Raw genomic sequence first — 20,216 nt, forward strand, 5'->3', positions numbered from 1 at the left:
CGCGGCGGTCAGGCGTTCGAGGCGCGCGCGCGGCGGCTCATGGCGAGACGCTTGAGTTGCAGCGCCGCGAAACCGCGCGCGGCGGGCGACTGGATCACGCAGACGCACAGAACGACGATGGCCTTGACGACGAGCGTCGCTTCGGGCGGCACGCCGATCGAATAGGTGGTGTAGGTGAGCGTTTGAATGATGAGCGCGCCCAGCACCGTGCCCGCGAGGCTGAAGCGCCCGCCCGAGAGCGAGGTGCCGCCGAGCGTCACGGCCAGAATCGCGTCGAGTTCGAGCAGCAGGCCCGCGTTGTTGCCGTCGGCGCTGCGCACGTTCGAGCTGATCAGAATGCCCGCGATCGAAGCGGTCAAACCGCAAAACGCATACGCGCCGAACACCACCGCTTGCGACGACAAACCGGCGAGCCGCGCGGCCACCGGATTCACGCCGATCGAGCGGATAAAGAGCCCGAGCGCCGTGCGGTTGACGATCAGCACGGTCAGCAGCGTCACGGCGATGGCGATCCACACGGCGCAGGGCACCAGCGCGAAATAGCCGCCGCCCGCGTAGAGATAGCCCTTCGCGCCGATCGGGATGATCTGCCCGCCCGTGAGCAGCTGCGCGACGCCGCGCCCGGCCACCATCAGGATCAGCGTGGCGATGATCGGCTGCATGCCGACGAAGGCCACCAGCAGGCCGTTCCACATGCCCGCGGCGAGGCCCACGAGCAGCGCCGCGCCGAAGGCCACGCCCACGCGCGACGGATCGGCGGCGAGCACCGTGGCGGCCGCCGCGCCCGCGATGGCGACCACCGCGCCCACGGAAATATCGATGCCGCGCGTGGCGATCACGAGCGTCATGCCGAGCGAGACCACCACGAGCGGCGCGGCGCGCATGAGGATGTCGATGGGCGCGCCGAACAGATGGCCGCCGAGCAGCGTGATGGAGAGGAAGTTCCCGCGGTGGGCCACGTCCACGGCGAACAGCGCGATCAGCGTGAGCGCGGGCCAGACGAGCGGATGCTTGAGCAGCAGCGAGAGCCACGCGGGCAGGGCGCCGCGCTTGGGCGGATCGATGGGCGGCAGAGTCATCGGCGATCTCCGGCGATGAGGTCGTAGACCTCGTGTTCCGAGCGCTTCGCGCCCGCGAGTTCCGCCACCTTGCGGCGGTCGCGCAGCACGGCGATGCGGTCGCTCACGCGCACCACCTCGCTGATCTCCGACGAAATGAACAAGATCCCCAGCCCTTTCGCGCAGAGCGCGCGCACACGGTCCATGATTTCAAACTTCGCGGCCACGTCGATGCCGCGCGTGGGTTCGTCGAGAATCAGCAGGCGCGGCTTGGTCGCGAGCCAGCGCGCGAGCAGCACCTTCTGCTGATTGCCGCCCGAGAGCAGGCCGATGGGCTGTTCGGCGTCGCGCGCCTTGATGCCCAGTTGCTCGATGTATTCGTTGGCGATTTCGCGCTGACGCGCGCGGCTGATCATGCGCCACCAGCCGCGCTGCGCCTGGAGCGCGAGCACGATGTTTTCGCGGATCGACAGATCGGCGACGATGCCTTCCTTCTTGCGGTCCTCGGGGCAATAGGCCATGCCGTGACGCACCGCGTCGCGCGGCGAGGACAGCTTCACGGTCTTGCCGTCGATGCGCACGTCGCCCGCGTCGGCACGGTCGGCGCCGAACAGCAGACGCGCGGTTTCCGTGCGCCCCGACCCGAGCAGCCCGGCGAGACCGAGAATCTGCCCCGGCTGCACTTCGAGATCGAGCGGATTGAGCACGCCGCGCCGCGCCACGCCTTGCGCGGCGAGATAGGGCGCTTGCGTCTGCGCGGTCTCGGCCTGCGTTTCGGCGCGCGGCGGTTCGGGATGCACGAGCCGTTCGCCCGCATCCTTCAGGCCCACCATCTTCGCGACGAGCGTCTGCACCGGCAGATCGGCGGCCAGATATTCGCCCTCGCGCTCGCCGTTGCGCATCACGGTGATGCGGTCCGAGATCGCGTAGGTCTGCTCCAGAAAATGCGTGACGAACAGAATCGCGATACCCGACGCCTTGAGCTTGCGCAGCACGTCGAACAGGCGCGTGACTTCGCCTTCGTCGAGGCTCGAAGTCGGTTCGTCGAGAATCAGAATGCGCGCGTCGACCGACACCGCGCGCGCGATCGCCACCATTTGCTGCATCGCGATCGGATAGGTGTCGAGCGACTGCGTGACGTCGAGCGAGAGATTGAGTTCGGCGAGCGCGTCGGCGGCGCGCCGGTGAATCGTTTTCCAGTCGATCAGGCCGCGCTTGCGCGGCTGACGCCCGGCGAAAATATTCTCGGCGACCGAGAGATTCGGGCAGAGATTGACTTCCTGATAGAGCGTCTGGATGCCCGCCGCCTCGGCTTCCTGCGGCGTGGCGAAACGCACGGCCTGGCCCGCGAGACGGATCTCGCCGGCTTCGGGTTCGTGCACGCCGGTGAGCACGTTGATCAGCGTGGATTTACCCGCGCCGTTCTGGCCCATCAGCGTGTGAATCTCGCCGGGGAACAGACGAAAATCGACCCGGTCGAGCGCACGCACGCCGGGGAAGGTTCGCGACAAACCGAGGGTTTCGAGTAGGGGCGGGGCGCTCATGGGCTCAATCGGAATGATCCGAAGTGCTAATCAAATTCGTCGGATGCTGAAAACGGGCGGCGAACCGAATAATGCGTCGAACAATGCGTTAAACAGGCGCCGAAAAAATCCTGGCGCGCATCACGCCATGCACGTGACGCGCGCCGGGCGCGTAACTTCCGCGCTCAATGATCGCTTGCTACCTGGTACAGCCTGCTGCGCTTCAAACCTGTTTCAAACCTGCTTCAAGGTGTTGGCGATTTCAGTACTTGCGCGAGGGGAGAACCTGCGCGGCGACGTCCATCGGGAACACCGTTTCGTTCGTGACGATGCGCTTGGGCAGCTGCTTGCCCGCCACGACATCCTTCACCGCCGTCATCAGTTGCGGCCCGAGCAGCGGGCTGCATTCCACGTCGACGTTCATCTTGCCGGCGATCATCGCCTCGAAGCCGCCCTTGGTCGCGTCGAACGAGACCACGCTCACGTCCTTGCCCGGCTTCATGCCTGCTTCTTCCATGGCCTGGATTGCGCCGAGCGCCATGTCGTCGTTATGCGCGTAGACCACGTTGATCTTGTTGCCATACGTCTTGGCGAAGGCTTCCATGACCTGCTTGCCGCCCGCGAGCGTGAAGTCGCCGCTTTGCGACGCAATGATCTTGAACTTCGGATCGTTCTTGATCACTTCGATCAGACCGGCGTGACGGTCGTTGGCGGGCGCGGAACCCACCGTGCCTTGCAGTTCGACGATATTGATCGGGCCGGGATTGCTCTTGTAATGATCTTCGAGCCATTTGCCCGCGCGGCGGCCTTCTTCGAGGAAGTCCGAGCCGATCATCGTCACGTAGAGCGACTGGTCTTTCACGTCGATATTGCGGTCGGTGAGAATGACCGGAATCTTGGCGCGCTTGGCTTCCTGGAGCACCGGCTCCCAGCCCGATTCGACCACCGGCGAGAATGCGATCACATCGACTTTCTGCGCGATATACGAGCGGATCGCCTTGATCTGGTTTTCCTGCTTTTGCTGGGCGTCGGAGAACTTGAGGTTGATGCCGGCGTCCTTGGCGGCCGCCTTCACCGACACCGTGTTGGCTGTACGCCAGGCGCTTTCGGCGCCGACCTGCGCGAAACCGAGCGTAATCTGTTTATCTTCGGCGTGGGCGACGCCCGCAGCCATCGAGAAAGCCGCCGCTGCTGCGACGAGCCCGCTCACCATGCGTGTAGCGAATTTCATGCGTGTCTCCGATGTGTAGCTCTGTAGTTTTTTAATTCATGGCGCTACACCCGCGTCCATCACGGCCGGACAGTGTCACGAGTATGTTCGCGCCATCCCACGCCGCCGGTTGGAGACCGGCAGCCGTTCGCCTGCAATTTGAATAGCCAAACTATATGCGACGCCATTTGCGGTTTTTATTAGCGTTTTCCCGATCCTCTCGAGTTATATAGTCATGCTATTTATGGGACTTTCTCACTAAGTGGGTCACGCCATGAACACTCGCAAGACGCGCCTGCGCTCGGCCGCGTGGTTCGGCACCACGGACAAGAACGGCTTCATGTATCGAAGCTGGATGAAGAACCAAGGAATACCGGATCACGAGTTCGCGGGCAAGCCGATTATCGGCATTTGCAATACGTGGTCGGAGCTTACGCCCTGTAATGCGCATTTTCGAAAACTCGCGGAACACGTGAAGCGCGGCGTGTATGAAGCGGGCGGATTTCCCGTTGAATTTCCCGTGTTTTCCAATGGCGAATCGAATTTGCGGCCCACGGCGATGTTCACCCGCAATCTCGCGTCGATGGATGTCGAAGAAGCGATACGCGGCAATCCCGTCGATGCGGTCGTGCTGCTGGTGGGCTGCGATAAAACCACGCCCGCGCTGCTGATGGGCGCGGCGAGTTGCGATGTGCCCGCCATCGTCGTGACGGGCGGGCCGATGCTCAACGGCAAGCATCAAGGGCGCGACATCGGCTCGGGCACGGTGGTGTGGCAATTGAGCGAGCAGGTGAAGGCGGGCAAGATTTCGCTACACGATTTCATGTCGGCGGAAGCGGGCATGTCGCGGTCGGCGGGCACCTGCAACACGATGGGCACCGCGTCGACGATGGCCTGCATGGCCGAAGCGCTCGGCGTGTCGCTGCCGCATAACGCGGCGATTCCGGCCGTGGACGCGCGGCGCTACGTGCTCGCACAGATGTCAGGAATCCGAATCGTCGAAATGGTGTTCGAGGATTTGCGGCTCTCGAAGCTGCTCACGCGCGCGGCGTTCGAGAATGCGATTCGCACCAACGCGGCGATTGGCGGCTCGACCAATGCGGCGATTCATTTGAAAGCGATCGCTGGGCGCATCGGCGTGCCGCTCGAACTCGACGACTGGACCCGCATCGGGCGCGGCACGCCGACCATCGTCGATCTGCAGCCGTCGGGCCGCTTCCTGATGGAAGAGTTTTATTACGCGGGCGGCTTGCCCGCGGTGCTGAGGCGTCTGGGCGAAGCGAAACTGCTGCCGCATCCCGACGCGCTCACGGCCAACGGCAAGACGCTGTGGGAGAACGTGCGCGACGCGCCCAATTTCAACGACGAAGTGATCCGCCCGATCGGCGAACCGCTCGTGCACGACGGCGGCCTGTGCGTGCTGCGCGGCAATCTCGCGCCGAACGGCGCGGTGCTCAAGCCATCGGCCGCGACGGCGAAGCTGCTCAAACATCGTGGCCGCGCGGTGGTGTTCGAGAATTTCGACGACTACAAGGCGCGCATCGCCGATCCCGATCTCGACGTGACCGCCGACTCGGTGCTCGTGATGAAGAACTGCGGGCCGAAGGGGTATCCGGGCATGGCCGAAGTCGGCAACATGGGCTTGCCGCCTAAGCTGCTCGCGCAGGGCGTGACCGACATGGTGCGTGTTTCGGACGCGCGCATGAGCGGCACGGCTTACGGCACGGTGGTGCTGCACGTCGCGCCGGAAGCGCGCGCGGGCGGCCCGCTGGCGATCGTGCAGAACGGCGACTGGATCGAACTCGATTGCGAGCACGGCACGCTGCGCATCGATATTACGGATGCCGAAATAAACGCGCGGCTCGAAGCGTGGCGCGCGGCGCAACAGCCCTTGCCCGCCGATGGCAGCGGTTATCGCAAGCTCTATGTCGAGCACGTGCTGCAAGCCGACGAAGGCTGCGATTTCGACTTTCTGGTGGGTTGCCGGGGCGCGGACGTGCCCCGGCATTCGCATTGAGCGCGTTTTGAATGCGCATTGAGCGCGCATTGAGTGAGACGGCGCGCGGCGCATGACGCGCCGCGCGCAGCAAGCTTCAATCCGGCGGATTAAAGCTGCTGGATGCCCGGAATCGCGACGTCGGGGTTGACGTCGGCGGCGTAATCCACGCCTTCGATACCGAAGCCGAACAGACGCAGGAACTCGGCCTTGTAGCCGGCGAAATCGGTGATCTCGTAGAGATTTTCCGCGCTCACCTGGTCCCAGGCGGCCTTCACCTGCGCCTGGATTTCGGGCGCGAGTTCCTTGTAGTCGGCGCGCAGACGGCCTTCGTCGTCGAGCACGGGCGCGGCGTTGTAGAGCGAGTCCTTGTACAGACCGTAGACCTGCTCGATGCAGCCTTCGTGCGAGCCGTTTGCCTTCATCGCGCGGAACAGCAGCGAGAGATAGAGCGGCATGATGGGAATCGCCGAGCTGGCCTGCGTGACCACGGCCTTGAGCACGCTCACGCGCGCGTCGCCGCCGCCATGCGCCGCGAGCTTCTCGCGCATGCCCAGCACCTTCTGGTCGAGATCCTTCTTGGCCGCGCCGATCGAACCGTTCCAGTAGATGTCGTGCGTGATTTCCGCGCCGAGGTACGTGAACGCCGTGGTCTTCGCGCCCGGGGCGAGCACGCCCGCGTCGAGCAGCGCGTCGATCCACATCTGCCAGTCCTCGCCGCCCATCACGGCCACGGTGCCGTCGATTTCCGCCTGCGTGGCGGCTTCGAGCACGGTTTCCTTGACGACTTCCTTGTCGGTGTCGATGCCGCGCATCTGCAGCGTCTTGCCGACCGGCTTGAGCGTCGAAGCGTGCACCGCGCCCGTGACCGGGTGCGTGCGGCGCGGCGCAGCGAGGCTGTAGACGACGAGATCGACCTGGCCGAGATCGCGCTTGATCGTTTCGATCGTGACGTCCTTCACGGCGGTGGAAAACGCGTCGCCGTTGATCGACGTGGCATACAGGCCCTGTTGCGCGGCGGCCTGCTCGAAGGCGGCGGTGTTGTACCAGCCGGCCGTGGCGGGGCGCGTTTCGCTGCCGGCGCGCTCGAAGCAGACGCCGAGCGTGGCCGCGCCGCTGCCGAACGCCGCCGAGATGCGCGCGGCGAGGCCGTAGCCCGTCGACGCGCCGATCACGAGCACGCGCTTCGGGCCGTTGGCGATGGCGCCGTTCGCTTTGACATATTCGATTTGCTGGGCCACGTTGGCTGCGCAACCGGCGGGATGTGCCGTCACGCAAATAAAGCCGCGAACGCGCGGTTCGATAATCATCAGACTTCTCCGTCTATCTCAGGTACTTGCAGGGACGGGGCGCATTGTACGCGAGCCAGCGCCGCGCGGCGCGCGCGAGGGGTGTTTTGAGGCGCGCCGGGGCTTTCCGGCGCTTTCGCGGGCTTTCCGGTGCTTGCGCGCCGAGGCCGCGCGAAAGCGTGTCGGGGCGGGCAAAAGCGTGCCATAGCGCGTGCCGGAACCGGTTGAAACATGCCGGAAAGCGGTCTCGCGCGTCAGTGCCCCGCCGCCAGCGCCGCAACCGGCGCGCCCAGACAGCCCAGACCGGCCAGCGACGCCTCCACGGCCGCGTCCAGCGGCGTGTGCGGCTCGCGGCCGAGCGTGCGCACGAGGCGCGCGTTGTCGAGTTCGAGCGCCTCGCGCCAGAGATAGCGCATTTCCAGCAGCTCGCGCAGCGTCGTCGAAAACAGCGCGCCGACCCCGACCAGCGGCCACGCGAACGGCTTGCGGCGCGCCGCGAGGCCGTGCCGCTGCGCGACGCGGCAGAGCGCGGCGGCCATCTGCGTGCCGTCGGCGTCCCAGTGGCCTTTCATATGAAAGCGGGCGAACGGCGCGAGTTCGGCGCGTTTTTCGATCAGTTCGATCATCGCGCGCGCCACGTCGGGCACGTAAGCCCACGTGTGGCCGACGCCCGGCCGCCCCGGCTCGCGCACCGTGCTCACGGGCCGTCCGGGCTGCACGAAGCCCTGCGCGAGCCAGCTATTGCCGACGCGCGGACCGAAAAAATCGCCCGCTCGCACGATGATCGCGCGCGCGCCGTGCGCCGTGGCGGCCTCGATGCGCCGCTCCAACTCCACGCGGATCGCGCCCTTGCGGGTGCGCGGCTGCTGCGGCGCGTCCTCGCCGACGAGCGGCAGCGTCTCGGGCCCGAAGTTGTAGACCGTGCCGGGCAGCACGACCGTGGCGCGCCCGGCCTGGGCGGCGGCGAGCGTGTTGTCGATCATCGGCAGCACGACTTCGGCCCAGCGCTTGTAGCCGGGCGGATTCACCGCGTGGACGATCACCGCGCAGCCGCGCGCCGCGCGCAGGACGGCCTCGCGGTCGAGCGCGTCGCCTTGCAGCCATTCGATGCCGCCCTCGTGGCGGGTGCCGTTCTTGGCGTGCGTACTGCTCTTGCCGCCAAGGCTGCGCTTGAGCGCGCGCACGCGCCAGCCCGCGTCGCGCAGCTGCCGCGTGACCTCGCCGCCGATGCCGCCGCTCGCGCCGAGCACCAGCGCGGTGCGTGTCGTGTCAGGAATTGCCGCCATTGCCGTTCTCCGTTGGGGATGCGATGGCTGCATTCTGCGCGGATCGGTGCACATTAAAAATTGCCGAAAACAGTCGATCGGCTATACATTTCTGTATGGCCTCGAATCTGAACTGGGAACTCTACCGGACCTTTCTCGCGGTGCTCACCGAGGGCTCGCTCTCGGGCGCGGCGCGCGCGCTCGGCATCACGCAGCCCACGGCGGGACGGCACGTGGCCGCGCTCGAAGAAGCGTTCGGCCAGCCGCTGTTCACGCGCTCGCCCGCGGGCTTTTTGCCGACCGAAGCGGCGCGCGCGTTGCGCGGCCACGCCGAAGCGATGCGCTCCACGGCGGCCGCGCTCGAACGCGCGGCGGCCGGGCAGGGCGACGGCATGCGCGGCGTGGTGCGCGTCTCGGCGAGTGAAGTGGTGAGCGTCGAGGTGCTGCCGCCCGTGCTCGCGCAATTGCGGCGCGCGCATCCCGAGCTGGTGGTGGAACTGGTCGCGACCAACCGCGTGCAGGACCTGTTGCAACGCGAAGCCGATATCGCCGTGCGCATGACGCAGCCGCAGCAGGAGATGCTGATCGCGCGGCGTATCGGCGAAACGGAAGTGGGGCTGCACGCGCGCGCCGATTATCTCGACGCCAACGGCACGCCGCGCACGCTCGCCGATCTCCCGCAGTTCGCGCTGATCGGCTATGACACGGTCACGCCCTTCGTGCGCGAGGCCACGCGCAAATGGCCGTTCTGGAAGCGCGAGGCGTTCGCGCTGCGCAGCGACAGCGACGTGGCGCAGTTCGCGATGATCCGCGCCGGTTGCGGCATCGGCGCGTGCCAGGTCGGTCTCGCGCGGCGCGACGCCTCGCTCGTGCGCGTGCTGCCGCGCGCGTTCGCGCTGCGCCTGCCCGTCTGGATCACGATGCACGAGGACTTGCGCGGCAATCGACGCTGCAAGGCAGTGTTCGCCGCACTCGCGAGCGGGCTGGAGGCGTATCTCGCGAGCGCGCGTGCGTGAAGGGATTTACGCGGGACTTACGCGCTCGCGTGCTCGATCACCGGCTCGCAGCGAATCGGAAAATTGACCGAGTTGGCGATATAGCACTTCTCATGTGCCGTGTGATGCAGATGCTCGGCGAGCGCGCGGTCGTCGCCGGCGCGAATCGTCACGCGCGGATGCAGCACGATCTCCTTGAAACGGCCTTCCTGCGCGGTGTCGATCATCGTGCCTTGCGCGTCGTCCGCGTAATCGAGCACGGCGATGCCCGCGTCGGCGCACAGATGCAGATACCAGAGCTTGTGACAGGCGCTCGCCGAAGCCACGAGCAGGTCTTCGGGATTCCAGCGCGCGGCGTCGCCGCGAAACGCGGGATCGGCCGAGCCGGGAATCGCGGGCTTGCCCGCCGCTTCGATCAGGTGGTCGCGGTCATAGTCGCGATAGCCCGAAGTGCCGCTGCCGCGATTGCCGGTCCATTGGACTTTCACCTTGTACGTGTGTTCGCCGTGCGCCATCGTCGTTCTCCGTGTGGTCGGTTGGCGCTATTGTCTCATTGATGTCTATTTAGTTTCACCTTGCGTTATTTAATTCGGATGCCGAATCATCAGGCGAGAAAAAAATCACACCGTATTCACACGAACCGTCACGATTTTTACAGGATTTTTTCTTGAGGCAAGGCCGCGGCGACCCTAGACTTCGGCTCAGGATAACGACAGGAGAAGCCATGTCGACTCGCCGCGCCCCGCAACGACACGACGAACGGATCATCTGCACGCCGCCCGGCATGGGCCGTCTGGTGCTGCGCCGCTTCGATCCGCAGCGCGACTCGTGGGAGCATCTCACGCAGTTGCTGCATCGTGCGTTCGCGCGGCTCGCGTCGGTCGGCTTGCATTGCGCGTGCGCGGATCAAGCGGCGGGAGCCACGCGTTCGCGCGCGCTGGCGGGCGAGTGTTTCGTGGCGGTATGCAGCGGCCGCATCGTCGGCACGCTGACGATCGAGGGCCGCGACGGCGACTCGCCCTGCGAGCAGTACCGCGCGCGCGGCGTGGCCTCGGTCCATCAGTTCGGCGTCGAGCCGACGTGGCAAAGCCGGGGCATTGGCCGCGCGCTGCTGGCGTTCGCCTCGCATTGGGCCGCCGCGCGCGGCTGCACGCAACTCGCGCTCGACACGCCGTTTCCCGCCGCCGGCCTGATTGCGTTCTACCGCGCGCAAGGCTTCAGACTCGTCGACGTGGTGCGCTTCGCGGGCCGTGGCTACGACAGCGCGATACTCAGCAAACCCGCCGCCGCGAACCTGCCTTTCGCAGCGGCGAGGCCCGGCATTCAGCCGTCGACGGGCTGCGCGGGCGTCGCCAGATTGAGCTGGTAGAACGCCGCGTCGAGCCAGCGGCCGAACTTGAAGCCGACTTCCTTGATCGTGCCCGCGTGCGTGAAACCGAGCCGCGTATGCAGCGCGATGCTCGCGGCATTCGTGGCGTCGATGCAGCCCACCAGCACGTGCAGTTCCTTCTCCTGCGCGCGGCGGATCAGTTCGCGCAGCAGGCGCTCGCCGAGCCCGAACCCGCGCGCGTCGCGATGCACATAGACGCTGTGCTCGACCGTGTACTTGTTGGCCGGAAACGGGCGGAACGCGCCCCAGCTCGCGAAGCCGAGCAGCTTGCCCGTTTCGTCCACCGCGCCCACCACGGGAAAGCCGTTCGCGCGCTTGACTTCGAACCACGTGCGCATGGCCTCGGGCGCGCGCGGCTTGTAGTCGTAGAGCGCGGTCGAATTGACGATGGCGTCGTTCAGGATCTCGAGAATGGCGGCGGCGTGTTCGGCCTCGGTGCATTCGATGAACGTCGCGCGGTCGCGCTGCGATTCGGTATTCATAGGGATTCCTATACAAGCATGGTGAGAATTCGGCGCGCGCCGCGCCGCTTCAACTGCTGCGCGCGTCGCAAATGGCGACGATGTAATGCGCGGGCTGCGAAGCCGGATTGCTGAAAATCAGCGGCTGATCGCGACGCATCGCGAGGCAGTCGCCCGTTTCGAGCGCGTGCAGCTGGCCGCCGAGTTCGACATTCAGGCGGCCTTCTATCACCCAGACCTGCTGGTGATAGAACGGCTCGCGGCTGCCGGCTTCGTAGGCCACGCGCGCGCCGGGCGGAAAGTCCACTTCGACGAGCTGAATCGGCGAGGGCCAGTTCGGCGGCGACAGGCTGCGCCGCGTGTAGCCCGACTGCGGGTCGCGCCATTGCACCTGGGCGTCGCGCCGCGCGAGCGGTTCGGCGGGCGCGGATTCGCTCGCGCCGCCGAACAGGCTTGCCATCGACACGCCCAGTCCCGCCGCGAGCTTTTCCAGCACGACCGCCGTGGGGCTGGCCGAGCCGCGCTCGATCATCGAGATCATCGAGCGGCTCACGCCGCTGCGCGTGGCCAGCGCTTCGAGCGTGAAGGCGCGCGCGGCGCGCAATTCGCGCACGCGCTGGGCGATGCGTTCGTTGATGCCGGTGTCGGCCGAGGTGTCGTCGGCGGCTGCGGACGGGCTGGGTTCTAGCATAGTGGACGCATTATCCACTAAGTTGGAATTAACGGTCAATATGCTGGAAAAGGGGCGCGACGGCGGGATTTACGCGCCGGGCGCGGCGTGGGCGGTGTCCGTGTCCGCGCTCTGGGCGGTGGCCTCGCCTTGCGCCGACTCGACCCAGCGCACGAATTCGGCGGCGGGCATGGCCTTCGCGTAGAGCCAGCCCTGCGCGTACTGCACGCCGCGCTCGCGCAGATACTCGGCCTGCTGCTCGACCTCGACGCCCTCGGCGATCATCGTCAGCCCGAGTTCGTGCGCGATGCCGATGATGTGCGGCACGATCGCGTTCACTTCCGCGCCGGTCGCGAGCGCGTTGACGAAGGCCTTGTCGATCTTGATACCGTCCACGGGCAGATCCTGCAAGTACGAGAGGCTCGAATAGCCGGTGCCGAAATCGTCGATCAGCACCTTGTGGCCCGCGTCGCGATAACGCTGCAGCACGGGCGCGGCCTCGCTCGCGTCGATCAACGCGCGCTCGATGCATTCGAACCAGATCTGCTCGCGGCGCACGTCGTGCTTCGCGAAGCCGCTTTGCAGCGATTGCAGCGCGCGCGACGACATCAGATCGTCGCGCGTGACGTTGATCGAGACATGCAGATCGCGGCGGCGCGCGAGCAACGCGCCCGCGCCCTCGAACACCGACTCGATCACGCGGTCGGTGATGGGCTGGATCAAGCCGAGCGATTCGGCCATCGGAATGAAGGTGTCGGGCGCGATCACGGTGCCGTCCTCCAGTGTCCAGCGCACCAGCGCCTCCGCGCCCACGCAGCGCCCGCTTTGCAGATCGACGATCGGTTGCAGCCACGCCGCGAACTGCCGCCGCCGGATGCCTTCGAGCAGTGCGCTGCGCGGCGTGCGCAGCTTGCGCCGCCAGCGCAGCGCGAGCCACGTCAGGAACGCGCTCGCGAGCAGCGCGGGCGCGGCGAGCAGTTTCAGTTGCGCGAACACGTTGGGGCGCATGCGGTCGGCGGGCTCGTAGGCGATCACCGAAATCGGATAGCGGTGCGAATGCTCGACCACGTAATAGCGGTTCTCGAAAAAGGGCTCGGCGTCGTCGCGCGTGAGCGCGGCCTGCATCAGTTGCGCATTGGTACGCGGCCAGCGCGCGACGATCGTGCCGTCGCTCGATTCGAGCAGCGCGAGTTCGATGGTGTCGTCGAGCGGCACGATGTCGAGATAGAAGCGCGGATCGATCACCACGACATGTTCGCCGAGCCGGATGTTCAGCATGCGCTGCTCGTTGCCGCGTTTGCCGATTTCCGAGTGCCAGGCGGTGAAGCCCGCGCCGTAGCTCCATTCCGACGACGGCAGGGCGCGCACGGCGTCGCCGTACTGCGACGAGCAGCGGATCGACTGCCCGTCGGTCCAGGCCACGTTGCGGATGTAGCGATGCTGTTCCTCGGTCTGCTGCAGCGCCTGCCGATGCGCGGGCGTGCAGGGCGTGCCGTCGAAACTCGCGAGCGCGCGCAACGCGGAGACGGCTTCGTCGGTGACGACTTCGGCGCGCATGAGCGCGCGGCGCGAATACTCGTCGACCCGCTGCCGCTGATTGTGCTCGACCACGGCATCGGCCGCATACGTCACCGCCGCGAGCGTTGCCGAGAGGGCAAGCGCCACGAGACAGAACATCGTCAGCGCGGTCAGGCGTCGTTTCATGCGGGGAACGGGCGCGAGGGTGAAGCGTTGTGCCCGATGTTAGCGGTTTTCGCCGCGCGCCGATGCGGCGCTGCGCGGTGGTGATTCGTTGCGCATGAAAGCGTAGAGATCACCGCGCGGCGCGTTTTTTGCGCCACGGATCGCGCCGCGATGTGCCACCGCGTGCGCCACTACGCCCCAAGCGTTTGCGGATCGGCGACCACGACGCGGTTGCGGCCGCTTTCCTTCGCGACGTAGAGGCGACGGTCGGCGACCTGGAGGACGGCTTCGTAGTTCGTAGGGCCGTCGGCGGGACACACCGCCACGCCGATCGACACCGTGAACGGAATCGCCTCGGGATGCGCCGCGCTCGCGGGACCGGCGAGGTGCTGCGCGTGCAGTTCGACCGCGAGGCGCACGCGTTCGGCCACGGCGCTGGCGGTCGCGAGATCGGCGCCAGGCAGCAGCGCGGCGAACTCCTCGCCGCCGAGACGCGCGGGCACGTCCACGCTGCGCAGGTTGGCGCGCAGCATCTGCGCGAGCAGCGTGAGCACGACGTCGCCGGCCGCGTGGCCGTAGCGGTCGTTCACGCGCTTGAAGTAGTCGATGTCGATCATCAGCACGGCGAGCGTGCCGTTCTCGTGCGGCGCACCGTCGTCGTTTTCTGTGTTCGCTGCGTTGGTGTGTGTCGCGTGGTTCGCATCGTCGGCGCGCTGCGCGCGTTCGACCGCTTCGTCGAAGGCGTCCTGAAAGCGCCGCCGATTCGCGAGGCCCGTGAGCGGGTCGCTGCGCGCGAGCGCTTCGAGCCGCCCGCTGGCCTCCACGTAATTGCCGAAAATATTCTTGACGATAAAGAGCGTGCCGACGAGCAGCAAAACCAGCACCGCCCAGGCGGCGATCAGCGGACTGCTGAACACGCGGCGCGCGGCGGCGAGCGTGAGTTCGCGGTCGTTGGTGGCGGCCATCAGCAGCCAGTGCGTCTGGCCGATGCGCTGATACAGCAGGTAATCGCCGCGCCGCTCGACATAGCCCGAGCCGCGCCGCATCCAGCCGTCGACCGAATCGCGCGCCACTTGCAGCAGCGCGAGGCTGAAGCGGTGCGGACGCTCCTCGGCGAGCATGCCGTTGCGGAAGTAGACCACGCTGCCGTTATTGTTCAGGAGGCCGAACTCAACCGGCGCGGCGACGTTGTCGGCTTCGCCGGGATCGGCGGTCGCGAGCTGCAAGGACAGCAGGCGCGACTGCGTGATGTCCATCACCACCGCGCCGCGAAAGCGGTCGTTCAGATAGACGGGCGCGCTCAGCGTGGAGATCGCCTCGCCTTTTTGCAGGCCCGTGTAAACGGGCGTCCAGAGCACGTCGCGCGACGGATTGCGGTCGGGTAGCTGGCCGCGATAGTAGTTCATCGCGCTGAAGCGGTGCAGCAGATCGGGCACGCTCCAGTTGTGCTGCTCGGGCGCGATCACGAAAACGCCGTTGGTCGAAATGAAGGCGACGGTGCTCTGCACGGCGTCGGCGTGCTGGCTGATTTCCACGAGCGGACTGAGCGCGCGGGCGAGCGCGATGTCGCCGGGCAAGTCGGCATCGTCGCGATGAAAACCTTCGAGGCCGACGAGCGTCGCGGCATTGGTGCCGAACACGGGCGGCCCGTTCAGTTCTCCGCTGGTCTGCCACGCGGTTTGCGCGCTGATTTGCAGCGCGCGCTGCACGGCGGGGTCCTGGATGTTCGCGCGCTGATCGGCATCGGCGGCGAGCACGTGCTCGGCGTAATTGCGCAGGAAGGAGAGGCGGCGGCGCTCGGCTTCGATCAGCGCGTCGACGCCCACGGCGCGCACCTGGAGATCGCGCAGACGGCTCTGCAGGTCGTAGCGCGTCATGTTGTAAAGCTGGCGCAGGCCGACGAGCGCCACGAGCAGCATCGCCACGCCGAAGCACAGCGTGACCACGAGATGCGGCCGCTTCATGATCATGCTGGAGAGTGAGCGGACCGGCTTGCGGTTTGCCGTGTCCTGCGCGCTGCGCTGCATCGTGCCCGGCCCCTTCGGAGATGTGCCCGTGCGCGGCGGACGTTGCGAATGCGTGCTGCGTGTCTTGCCCGTCCGCCCGCTTGCTTGTCGCTTGCTTGCCGCTTGTTTGTTGCCTGTTCGCTGCTTTCCTGCCGGATTGCCGGGGTCAAGCATAGCATCGGGTGGCGGCGCGGCGTCCGATGCGTGACGCGCTCGCGGCGCGTCCCTGAAGCGCGTCGTTCAGTGCCGATCGGCGTGCCTCGCCAGCGCCACGAACTGCCGGAGCGTGGCCGAGGGGTCGCCCTCGCGCCAGCCGAGCGAGAGCTTCGCGCTCATCCGCACACCGGTCACGTCGAGATAACGCACGCCCTTGACCTGCACCTGGGCGATGGCGGCGGGCACGATCGACACGCCGAGCCCCGCCGCCACCAGATTCACGACCGAGGCGATCTGCGGCGCGGGCTGCGCGAGGCGCGGACTGAAACCCGCTTCGGCGCAGGCGCGCACGATTTCCTCGTGCAGCGTGATGCCGGCCGGGCCGGGCACCAGCACGAAAGATTCGTTCGCGAGCGCGGCGAGCGGCAGACGCCGCCGCGCGGCCAGCGGATGCGCCGAGGGCAGCACGATCTTCATCGGCTCGTCGGGCAGGCGATGCACCGCGATGCCCGCGAGCGCGCTCGCATCGCTCAGGCTCGTGCGGCCGGGGCGGAAGAACACGGCGTCGTGGCGGCCTTCGGCGAGGCCTTGCACCAGCATCGGCGTATTGGCTTCGTCGAGCGTGAGCTGGACGTCGGGATAGCGCTGCGTGTAGCGCTGGATCAGCGTGGGCACGAGCGGATTGAACGCCGCCGAGCCGGTGAAGCCGATGCGGATCTGTCCCGATTCGCCGCGCGCCGCGCGTTGCGCGGCCTGGGCGGCGCGCGCGGCGTCGTCGAGCACGCGGCGCGCTTCGACGAGAAAGGCCTCGCCCGCGTGCGTGAGCGTGGCGCCTTGCGGCGTGCGCACGAACAGCTCGACGCCCAGTTCGCGTTCGAGGCTCTTGATCTGCTGGCTCAGCGGCGGCTGGCCGATGCCGAGTTTTTCGGCGGCGCGCGTGAAATTGCGTTCGGCGGCGACCGCCATGAAATAGCGCAGATGACGAAGTTCCATGAGTGGCGTGGTGAGGGACGATGTGCGCGCGATGTATGCGCGGTGTACGCGTGAAGGGCCAGTGCTAAAACATATCGCACTAGCCAGTTCCATATATTGGACAGTATAACGAACGAGCGGGACAATTTGCCTCGTCATTGCAGATCGCCGCGAGGCTTCGTCATCATGAGCACCCAGCATCCCGCCGCAACGCGCCGCGCTTCGGCCGTCGCGCCCGCTTCACAGTCTTCCGTTTCACAAGCTTCCTCATCCGCCGTTTCGTCGCCCGCGAGCCGCACCGGCGTCGATCCGGGCTCGCCCGCGTACCGGCGCATCAGCCTCGCGCTGTTTCTCGCCGGTTTCGCGACGTTTTCGCTGCTCTATTGCGTGCAGCCGCTGCTGCCCGTGTTCGCCAGCGAATTCCACATCGGCGCGGCGCAAAGCTCGCTCGCGCTTTCGCTGTCGACCGGCCTGCTCGCGATTTCGATTCTCTGCGCGGGCGCGTTGTCGGAGCGCGTCGGGCGACGCGGACTGATCTTCGGTTCGATGACGCTGGCCGCGCTGTTCAACGTGGCCGCCGCGTTCGAGCCCGCGTGGCACGGCATTCTGGTGGCGCGCGCGCTCGAAGGCTTCGCGCTCGGCGGCGTGCCCGCGGTCGCGATGGCCTATCTCGCCGAAGAAATATCGGCGGGCGGACTCGGCCTCGCGATGGGGCTGTACGTGGGCGGCACCGCGTTCGGCGGCATGGTGGGGCGCGTGGGCATGAGCTGGCTCGCGGAGCATCTGTCGTGGCGCACGGCCATGCTGACGATCGGCGTGATCGACGTGGCCGCCGCGCTGGCGTTCTTCGTGCTGCTGCCCGCGTCGCGCAACTTCGTGCGACGCACCGATTTGAGCCCCGCGCATCACGTCGCGCTCTGGCGCAAGCATTTGTCGGCCTCGACGCTGCCTGCCGTGTTCGCGACCGGCTGCCTCGCGATGGGTGTGTTCGTGACGGTCTACAACTACGCGGGCTTTCGTCTGCTCGCGCCGCCTTTCGACCTGAGCGCGACGCAAACCGGCATGATCTTCTGCGCGTATTTCGCGGGCATCGTGGCAGCGTCGGCGGCGGGCGCGCTCGCGGATCGCTGCGGCCGCGCGCCGGTGCTGATCGGCGGCGTGATCGTGGCGGCCATCGGGCTCGCGCTCACGCTGTCGAGTGTGCTGGCGCTGGTGGTGATCGGCATCGTCGTGCTCACCGTGGGTTTCTTCACGACGCATTCGGTCGCGAGCGGCTGGGTCGGGCAACTCGCGGATGGCGCGAAGGGCCACGCGACTTCGCTGTATCTGCTGGCCTACTATCTGGGGTCGAGCGTGCTGGGCTCGTGGGGCGGCTGGTTCTGGCAGAAGGGCCAGTGGCCTTCCGTGGCGGGCTTTGCGTTCGCGATGCTGGCGGTGTGCGGCGCGCTGGGCTTCGTGATCGCCCGCAAGCAGGCGGGTGTGCGCGTGAAGATCTGACGCGGAAATTCGATGCAAGCAGGCGCGCGCCGGTCAAACCGGCTGCGCGCCTTTTTCATTTCTGGCGTCCATCGCGTGAAAAACACACGATAGGGACGCGAAATTCACGCGCCCCACGCCGAACGGCGAATCACGCTGCAAAAGTTGCCCGCGTGGAAATGCGGGTCTTTATCGGCGATCACATCGGCTTTCACGTTGCCGAAGGTCGTATCGGGCTTGTGCTTGATGCCGTCGTAGAAGGTCTGGATGATGTCTTCCTTGAAATGCGGCGTGCGTGGATGCGCGTGCACGACGGCGTCGCGCTCCATATGGCTGTACTCGTGATACGTGAGGCCGAGCACGTCCATCTCCACGCCCGCCGTCACCAGCGCGATCACGGGATGCATATGCTGAGGAATACCAGGCGTGGTGTGAAGCGCGATCGAGGTCCACACAAGGTCGATGTCCTGTTGCGCGATGCCGCGTGCGCGCAGGAACTCGCGCGCGGCGTTCGCGCCATCCACTTCGAAGCGCTCATGCGCGCTGCTGTGCGTAGGCATCAGGCCGACGTCATGGAACATCGCGCCCGCATAGAGCAGTTCGCGGTCGAACTTCAGGCCGCGCTTGAGGCCCGCGAGCGCGCCGAAGTAATAGACGCGGCTCGAATGGTTGAACAGCAAGGGCGATTCGGTATCGCGCACGAATTCGGTGATTTCGCGCGCAAGCTGACTGTCGGGGATGGCAACGTCTGCGAGTTCGAGGCTCATGGCGGGACTCCGTCGGGTGGGTATGGACGCTATTCTGGGCTGTGCTAGCATTGTCCAGAATCGACTGAGTACGTCGATTTCTGCCATTTCGCGTGTAATCAGGACATAGCGCGAGCCGCGCAGAAAAATGGCTGAAATCGACGTAAAACGCGCGATTCAGCCGCGCGGTTTTTCTCCCCGGAATCCGACCCTCATGCCGAAAATCGTCGCCATTCTCGCGCTGCCCGGCGTGCAGCTGCTCGACGTCAGCGGGCCGCTCGACGTCTTCGCACAGGCCAATACCGAATCGGGCCGCGCGTTCTACGACCTGCGCGTGATCGCGTGCCGCGCGGGCCCGATCCGCAGTTCCTCGGGCGCGCGCCTGTTGCCCGATGCGGTGGCGGGACAGACCACGGAACGCATCGACACCTTGCTCGTGGCCGGTGCGCCCGACGCCGCCACGCAGCAGCTTGCGCCGCGTGTGCGCGACTGGCTGCGCGCCACGGCGGCGCGTTCGCGGCGCTTCGGCTCGGTCTGCACGGGCGCGTTCGCGCTGGCGGCGAGCGGCCTGCTCGACGCGCGCCGGCTGACCACGCACTGGGCGTCGGTGGACGCGCTCGCGCAGGCGTGTCCCGGCGTGATCATCGAGCCCGATTCGCTCTACGTGCGCGACGGCAAGCTGCGCACGGCGGCGGGCGTGACGGCGGGGCTCGATCTCGCCCTGGCGCTCGTCGAGGAGGACCTCGGGCGCGAGATCGCCATGCGTGTGGCGAGCCAACTGGTGATGTTCTTCAAGCGGCCCGGCGGCCAACTGCAATTCAGCCGCAAGGGCGAGACGCGTCCCTCGGGGCGCTCGGCGCTACAGGAATTGCAGCGCTGGGTGGCGGCGAATCCCGAACTGCCGCATCGCGTGCCGGAACTGGCGGCGCGCGTGGGGCTGAGCCCACGGCATTTCGCGCGGCTCTTTCAGGCCGAAGTGGGCGTGACGCCCGCCGCGTGGGTGGAGGCGGCGCGCGCGCTGCTCGACACGCACGGCGAGGCGCCCAAGCGCGTGGCCGCGCGCTGCGGTTTCGCGAACGCCGACACGCTGCGCCGCGCGTTTCTCAAGCACGTAGGCGTGACGCCTGCCGAATATCGCCGACGCTTCGCGGGTGACGGCGATGGATCGGCGAATGCGACCCGTCGCGCATGAAACGTGCATGAAGCGCGGCATTGGCGGCAATATTTCAGACAGAAAGCGTCGATCCCGGCGATAATCGCGGGGTTCGAACGGCCCGGTGCATCGGCTGATGCAGGGCGCATCGACAAGCGGCGTTCCGG

General features: G+C 66.8%; 17 protein-coding genes. 5 read left to right on the forward strand and 12 right to left on the reverse strand.

Features of this window, described 5'->3' with window-relative positions:
• Positions 1–8: 8 nt before the first annotated feature.
• The 3 genes from LDO54_RS16555 to LDO54_RS16565 all read right to left on the reverse strand — a co-directional run bounded on the left by LDO54_RS16555 (position 9) and on the right by LDO54_RS16565 (position 3,794).
• Complete coding sequence (locus LDO54_RS16555; protein WP_224011771.1) at positions 9–1,079, reverse strand: ABC transporter permease; 1,071 nt, start codon at positions 1,077–1,079, stop codon at positions 9–11.
• Positions 1,076–2,602, reverse strand: a complete 1,527-nt coding sequence (locus LDO54_RS16560) for a sugar ABC transporter ATP-binding protein (RefSeq protein WP_224011772.1) — start codon at positions 2,600–2,602, stop codon at positions 1,076–1,078. Before LDO54_RS16560 ends, LDO54_RS16555 begins: the two co-directional genes overlap by 4 nt.
• Positions 2,603–2,843: 241 nt before the next feature.
• Positions 2,844–3,794: an ABC transporter substrate-binding protein gene (locus LDO54_RS16565; RefSeq protein WP_405045010.1), complete on the reverse strand. Its 951-nt coding sequence runs from the start codon at positions 3,792–3,794 to the stop codon at positions 2,844–2,846.
• Positions 3,795–4,065: 271 nt separating this feature from the next.
• Between LDO54_RS16565 and LDO54_RS16570 the strand changes: the two genes are divergently transcribed.
• Positions 4,066–5,808, forward strand: a complete 1,743-nt coding sequence (locus tag LDO54_RS16570) for an IlvD/Edd family dehydratase (protein ID WP_224011774.1) — start codon at positions 4,066–4,068, stop codon at positions 5,806–5,808.
• A gap of 89 nt (positions 5,809–5,897) precedes the next feature.
• Here LDO54_RS16570 and fabV read toward each other — a convergent pair whose 3' ends face one another.
• Both fabV and LDO54_RS16580 read right to left on the reverse strand, forming a co-directional pair.
• Positions 5,898–7,097, reverse strand: coding sequence for an enoyl-ACP reductase FabV (gene fabV, locus LDO54_RS16575; RefSeq protein ID WP_224011775.1), 1,200 nt, complete (start codon positions 7,095–7,097; stop codon positions 5,898–5,900).
• Positions 7,098–7,330: 233 nt separating this feature from the next.
• Positions 7,331–8,362 (reverse strand): NAD-dependent epimerase/dehydratase family protein, encoded by a 1,032-nt coding sequence (locus LDO54_RS16580; RefSeq protein WP_224011776.1) that lies wholly within the window; start codon positions 8,360–8,362, stop codon positions 7,331–7,333.
• A gap of 95 nt (positions 8,363–8,457) precedes the next feature.
• Between LDO54_RS16580 and LDO54_RS16585 the strand changes: the two genes are divergently transcribed.
• Positions 8,458–9,357, forward strand: a complete 900-nt coding sequence (locus LDO54_RS16585; RefSeq protein ID WP_224011777.1) for a LysR family transcriptional regulator — start codon at positions 8,458–8,460, stop codon at positions 9,355–9,357.
• 17 nt (positions 9,358–9,374) lie between these two features.
• On the opposite strand, the gene LDO54_RS16590 is transcribed toward LDO54_RS16585, so the two are convergent.
• Positions 9,375–9,851: an OsmC family protein gene (locus LDO54_RS16590; protein ID WP_224011778.1), complete on the reverse strand. Its 477-nt coding sequence runs from the start codon at positions 9,849–9,851 to the stop codon at positions 9,375–9,377.
• A gap of 209 nt (positions 9,852–10,060) precedes the next feature.
• On the opposite strand from LDO54_RS16590, the gene LDO54_RS16595 reads away from it, so the two are divergent.
• On the forward strand, positions 10,061–10,705 hold the full coding sequence (locus LDO54_RS16595) for a GNAT family N-acetyltransferase (RefSeq protein WP_436975603.1): 645 nt from the start codon (positions 10,061–10,063) through the stop codon (positions 10,703–10,705).
• Here the strand turns inward: LDO54_RS16595 and LDO54_RS16600 are convergent.
• From LDO54_RS16600 to LDO54_RS16620, 5 genes are all read right to left on the reverse strand, one after another.
• Positions 10,660–11,208 (reverse strand): GNAT family N-acetyltransferase, encoded by a 549-nt coding sequence (locus tag LDO54_RS16600; RefSeq protein ID WP_224011779.1) that lies wholly within the window; start codon positions 11,206–11,208, stop codon positions 10,660–10,662. The genes LDO54_RS16595 and LDO54_RS16600 overlap by 46 nt on opposite strands.
• Positions 11,209–11,257: 49 nt before the next feature.
• A complete protein-coding gene (locus tag LDO54_RS16605; protein ID WP_224011780.1) occupies positions 11,258–11,878 on the reverse strand; it encodes a helix-turn-helix domain-containing protein in 621 nt (206 codons plus the stop codon).
• A 69-nt stretch (positions 11,879–11,947) separates the two neighbouring features.
• Entirely contained in the window at positions 11,948–13,561 is a 1,614-nt protein-coding gene (locus LDO54_RS16610) for an EAL domain-containing protein (protein WP_224011781.1), read from the reverse strand.
• 170 nt (positions 13,562–13,731) lie between these two features.
• Positions 13,732–15,567, reverse strand: coding sequence for a diguanylate cyclase (locus tag LDO54_RS16615; RefSeq protein ID WP_224011782.1), 1,836 nt, complete (start codon positions 15,565–15,567; stop codon positions 13,732–13,734).
• A gap of 219 nt (positions 15,568–15,786) precedes the next feature.
• Positions 15,787–16,695: a LysR substrate-binding domain-containing protein gene (locus LDO54_RS16620; RefSeq protein ID WP_224011783.1), complete on the reverse strand. Its 909-nt coding sequence runs from the start codon at positions 16,693–16,695 to the stop codon at positions 15,787–15,789.
• A 165-nt stretch (positions 16,696–16,860) separates the two neighbouring features.
• On the opposite strand from LDO54_RS16620, the gene LDO54_RS16625 reads away from it, so the two are divergent.
• Entirely contained in the window at positions 16,861–18,171 is a 1,311-nt protein-coding gene (locus LDO54_RS16625) for an MFS transporter (protein ID WP_224011784.1), read from the forward strand.
• Positions 18,172–18,275: 104 nt separating this feature from the next.
• On the opposite strand, the gene LDO54_RS16630 is transcribed toward LDO54_RS16625, so the two are convergent.
• Complete coding sequence (locus LDO54_RS16630) at positions 18,276–18,917, reverse strand: HD domain-containing protein (RefSeq protein ID WP_224011785.1); 642 nt, start codon at positions 18,915–18,917, stop codon at positions 18,276–18,278.
• 193 nt (positions 18,918–19,110) lie between these two features.
• Here LDO54_RS16630 and LDO54_RS16635 point away from each other — a divergent pair, with 193 nt between their 5' ends.
• A complete protein-coding gene (locus LDO54_RS16635; RefSeq protein ID WP_224011786.1) occupies positions 19,111–20,088 on the forward strand; it encodes a GlxA family transcriptional regulator in 978 nt (325 codons plus the stop codon).
• Positions 20,089–20,216 lie beyond the last annotated feature (128 nt).

The organism is Paraburkholderia tropica (assembly GCF_914484835.1).
GTDB lineage: Bacteria > Pseudomonadota > Gammaproteobacteria > Burkholderiales > Burkholderiaceae > Paraburkholderia > Paraburkholderia tropica_A.

Excerpts from the sequence above, each read along its gene's own strand:
- LDO54_RS16610 (WP_224011781.1), bottom strand. The coding sequence starts at position 13,561 with ATGAAACGACGCCTGACCGCGCTGACGATGTTCTGTCTCGTGGCGCTT.
- LDO54_RS16590 (WP_224011778.1), bottom strand. The coding sequence starts at position 9,851 with ATGGCGCACGGCGAACACACGTACAAGGTGAAAGTCCAATGGACCGGC.
- LDO54_RS16600 (WP_224011779.1), bottom strand. The coding sequence starts at position 11,208 with ATGAATACCGAATCGCAGCGCGACCGCGCGACGTTCATCGAATGCACC.
- LDO54_RS16560 (WP_224011772.1), bottom strand. The coding sequence starts at position 2,602 with ATGAGCGCCCCGCCCCTACTCGAAACCCTCGGTTTGTCGCGAACCTTC.
- LDO54_RS16625 (WP_224011784.1), top strand. The coding sequence starts at position 16,861 with ATGAGCACCCAGCATCCCGCCGCAACGCGCCGCGCTTCGGCCGTCGCG.
- LDO54_RS16585 (WP_224011777.1), top strand. The coding sequence starts at position 8,458 with ATGGCCTCGAATCTGAACTGGGAACTCTACCGGACCTTTCTCGCGGTG.
- LDO54_RS16570 (WP_224011774.1), top strand. The coding sequence starts at position 4,066 with ATGAACACTCGCAAGACGCGCCTGCGCTCGGCCGCGTGGTTCGGCACC.
- LDO54_RS16565 (WP_405045010.1), bottom strand. The coding sequence starts at position 3,794 with ATGGTGAGCGGGCTCGTCGCAGCAGCGGCGGCTTTCTCGATGGCTGCG.
- LDO54_RS16555 (WP_224011771.1), bottom strand. The coding sequence starts at position 1,079 with ATGACTCTGCCGCCCATCGATCCGCCCAAGCGCGGCGCCCTGCCCGCG.
- LDO54_RS16595 (WP_436975603.1), top strand. The coding sequence starts at position 10,061 with ATGTCGACTCGCCGCGCCCCGCAACGACACGACGAACGGATCATCTGC.
- LDO54_RS16620 (WP_224011783.1), bottom strand. The coding sequence starts at position 16,695 with ATGGAACTTCGTCATCTGCGCTATTTCATGGCGGTCGCCGCCGAACGC.
- LDO54_RS16605 (WP_224011780.1), bottom strand. The coding sequence starts at position 11,878 with ATGCTAGAACCCAGCCCGTCCGCAGCCGCCGACGACACCTCGGCCGAC.
- LDO54_RS16630 (WP_224011785.1), bottom strand. The coding sequence starts at position 18,917 with ATGAGCCTCGAACTCGCAGACGTTGCCATCCCCGACAGTCAGCTTGCG.
- LDO54_RS16615 (WP_224011782.1), bottom strand. The coding sequence starts at position 15,567 with ATGCAGCGCAGCGCGCAGGACACGGCAAACCGCAAGCCGGTCCGCTCA.
- fabV (WP_224011775.1), bottom strand. The coding sequence starts at position 7,097 with ATGATTATCGAACCGCGCGTTCGCGGCTTTATTTGCGTGACGGCACAT.
- LDO54_RS16580 (WP_224011776.1), bottom strand. The coding sequence starts at position 8,362 with ATGGCGGCAATTCCTGACACGACACGCACCGCGCTGGTGCTCGGCGCG.
- LDO54_RS16635 (WP_224011786.1), top strand. The coding sequence starts at position 19,111 with ATGCCGAAAATCGTCGCCATTCTCGCGCTGCCCGGCGTGCAGCTGCTC.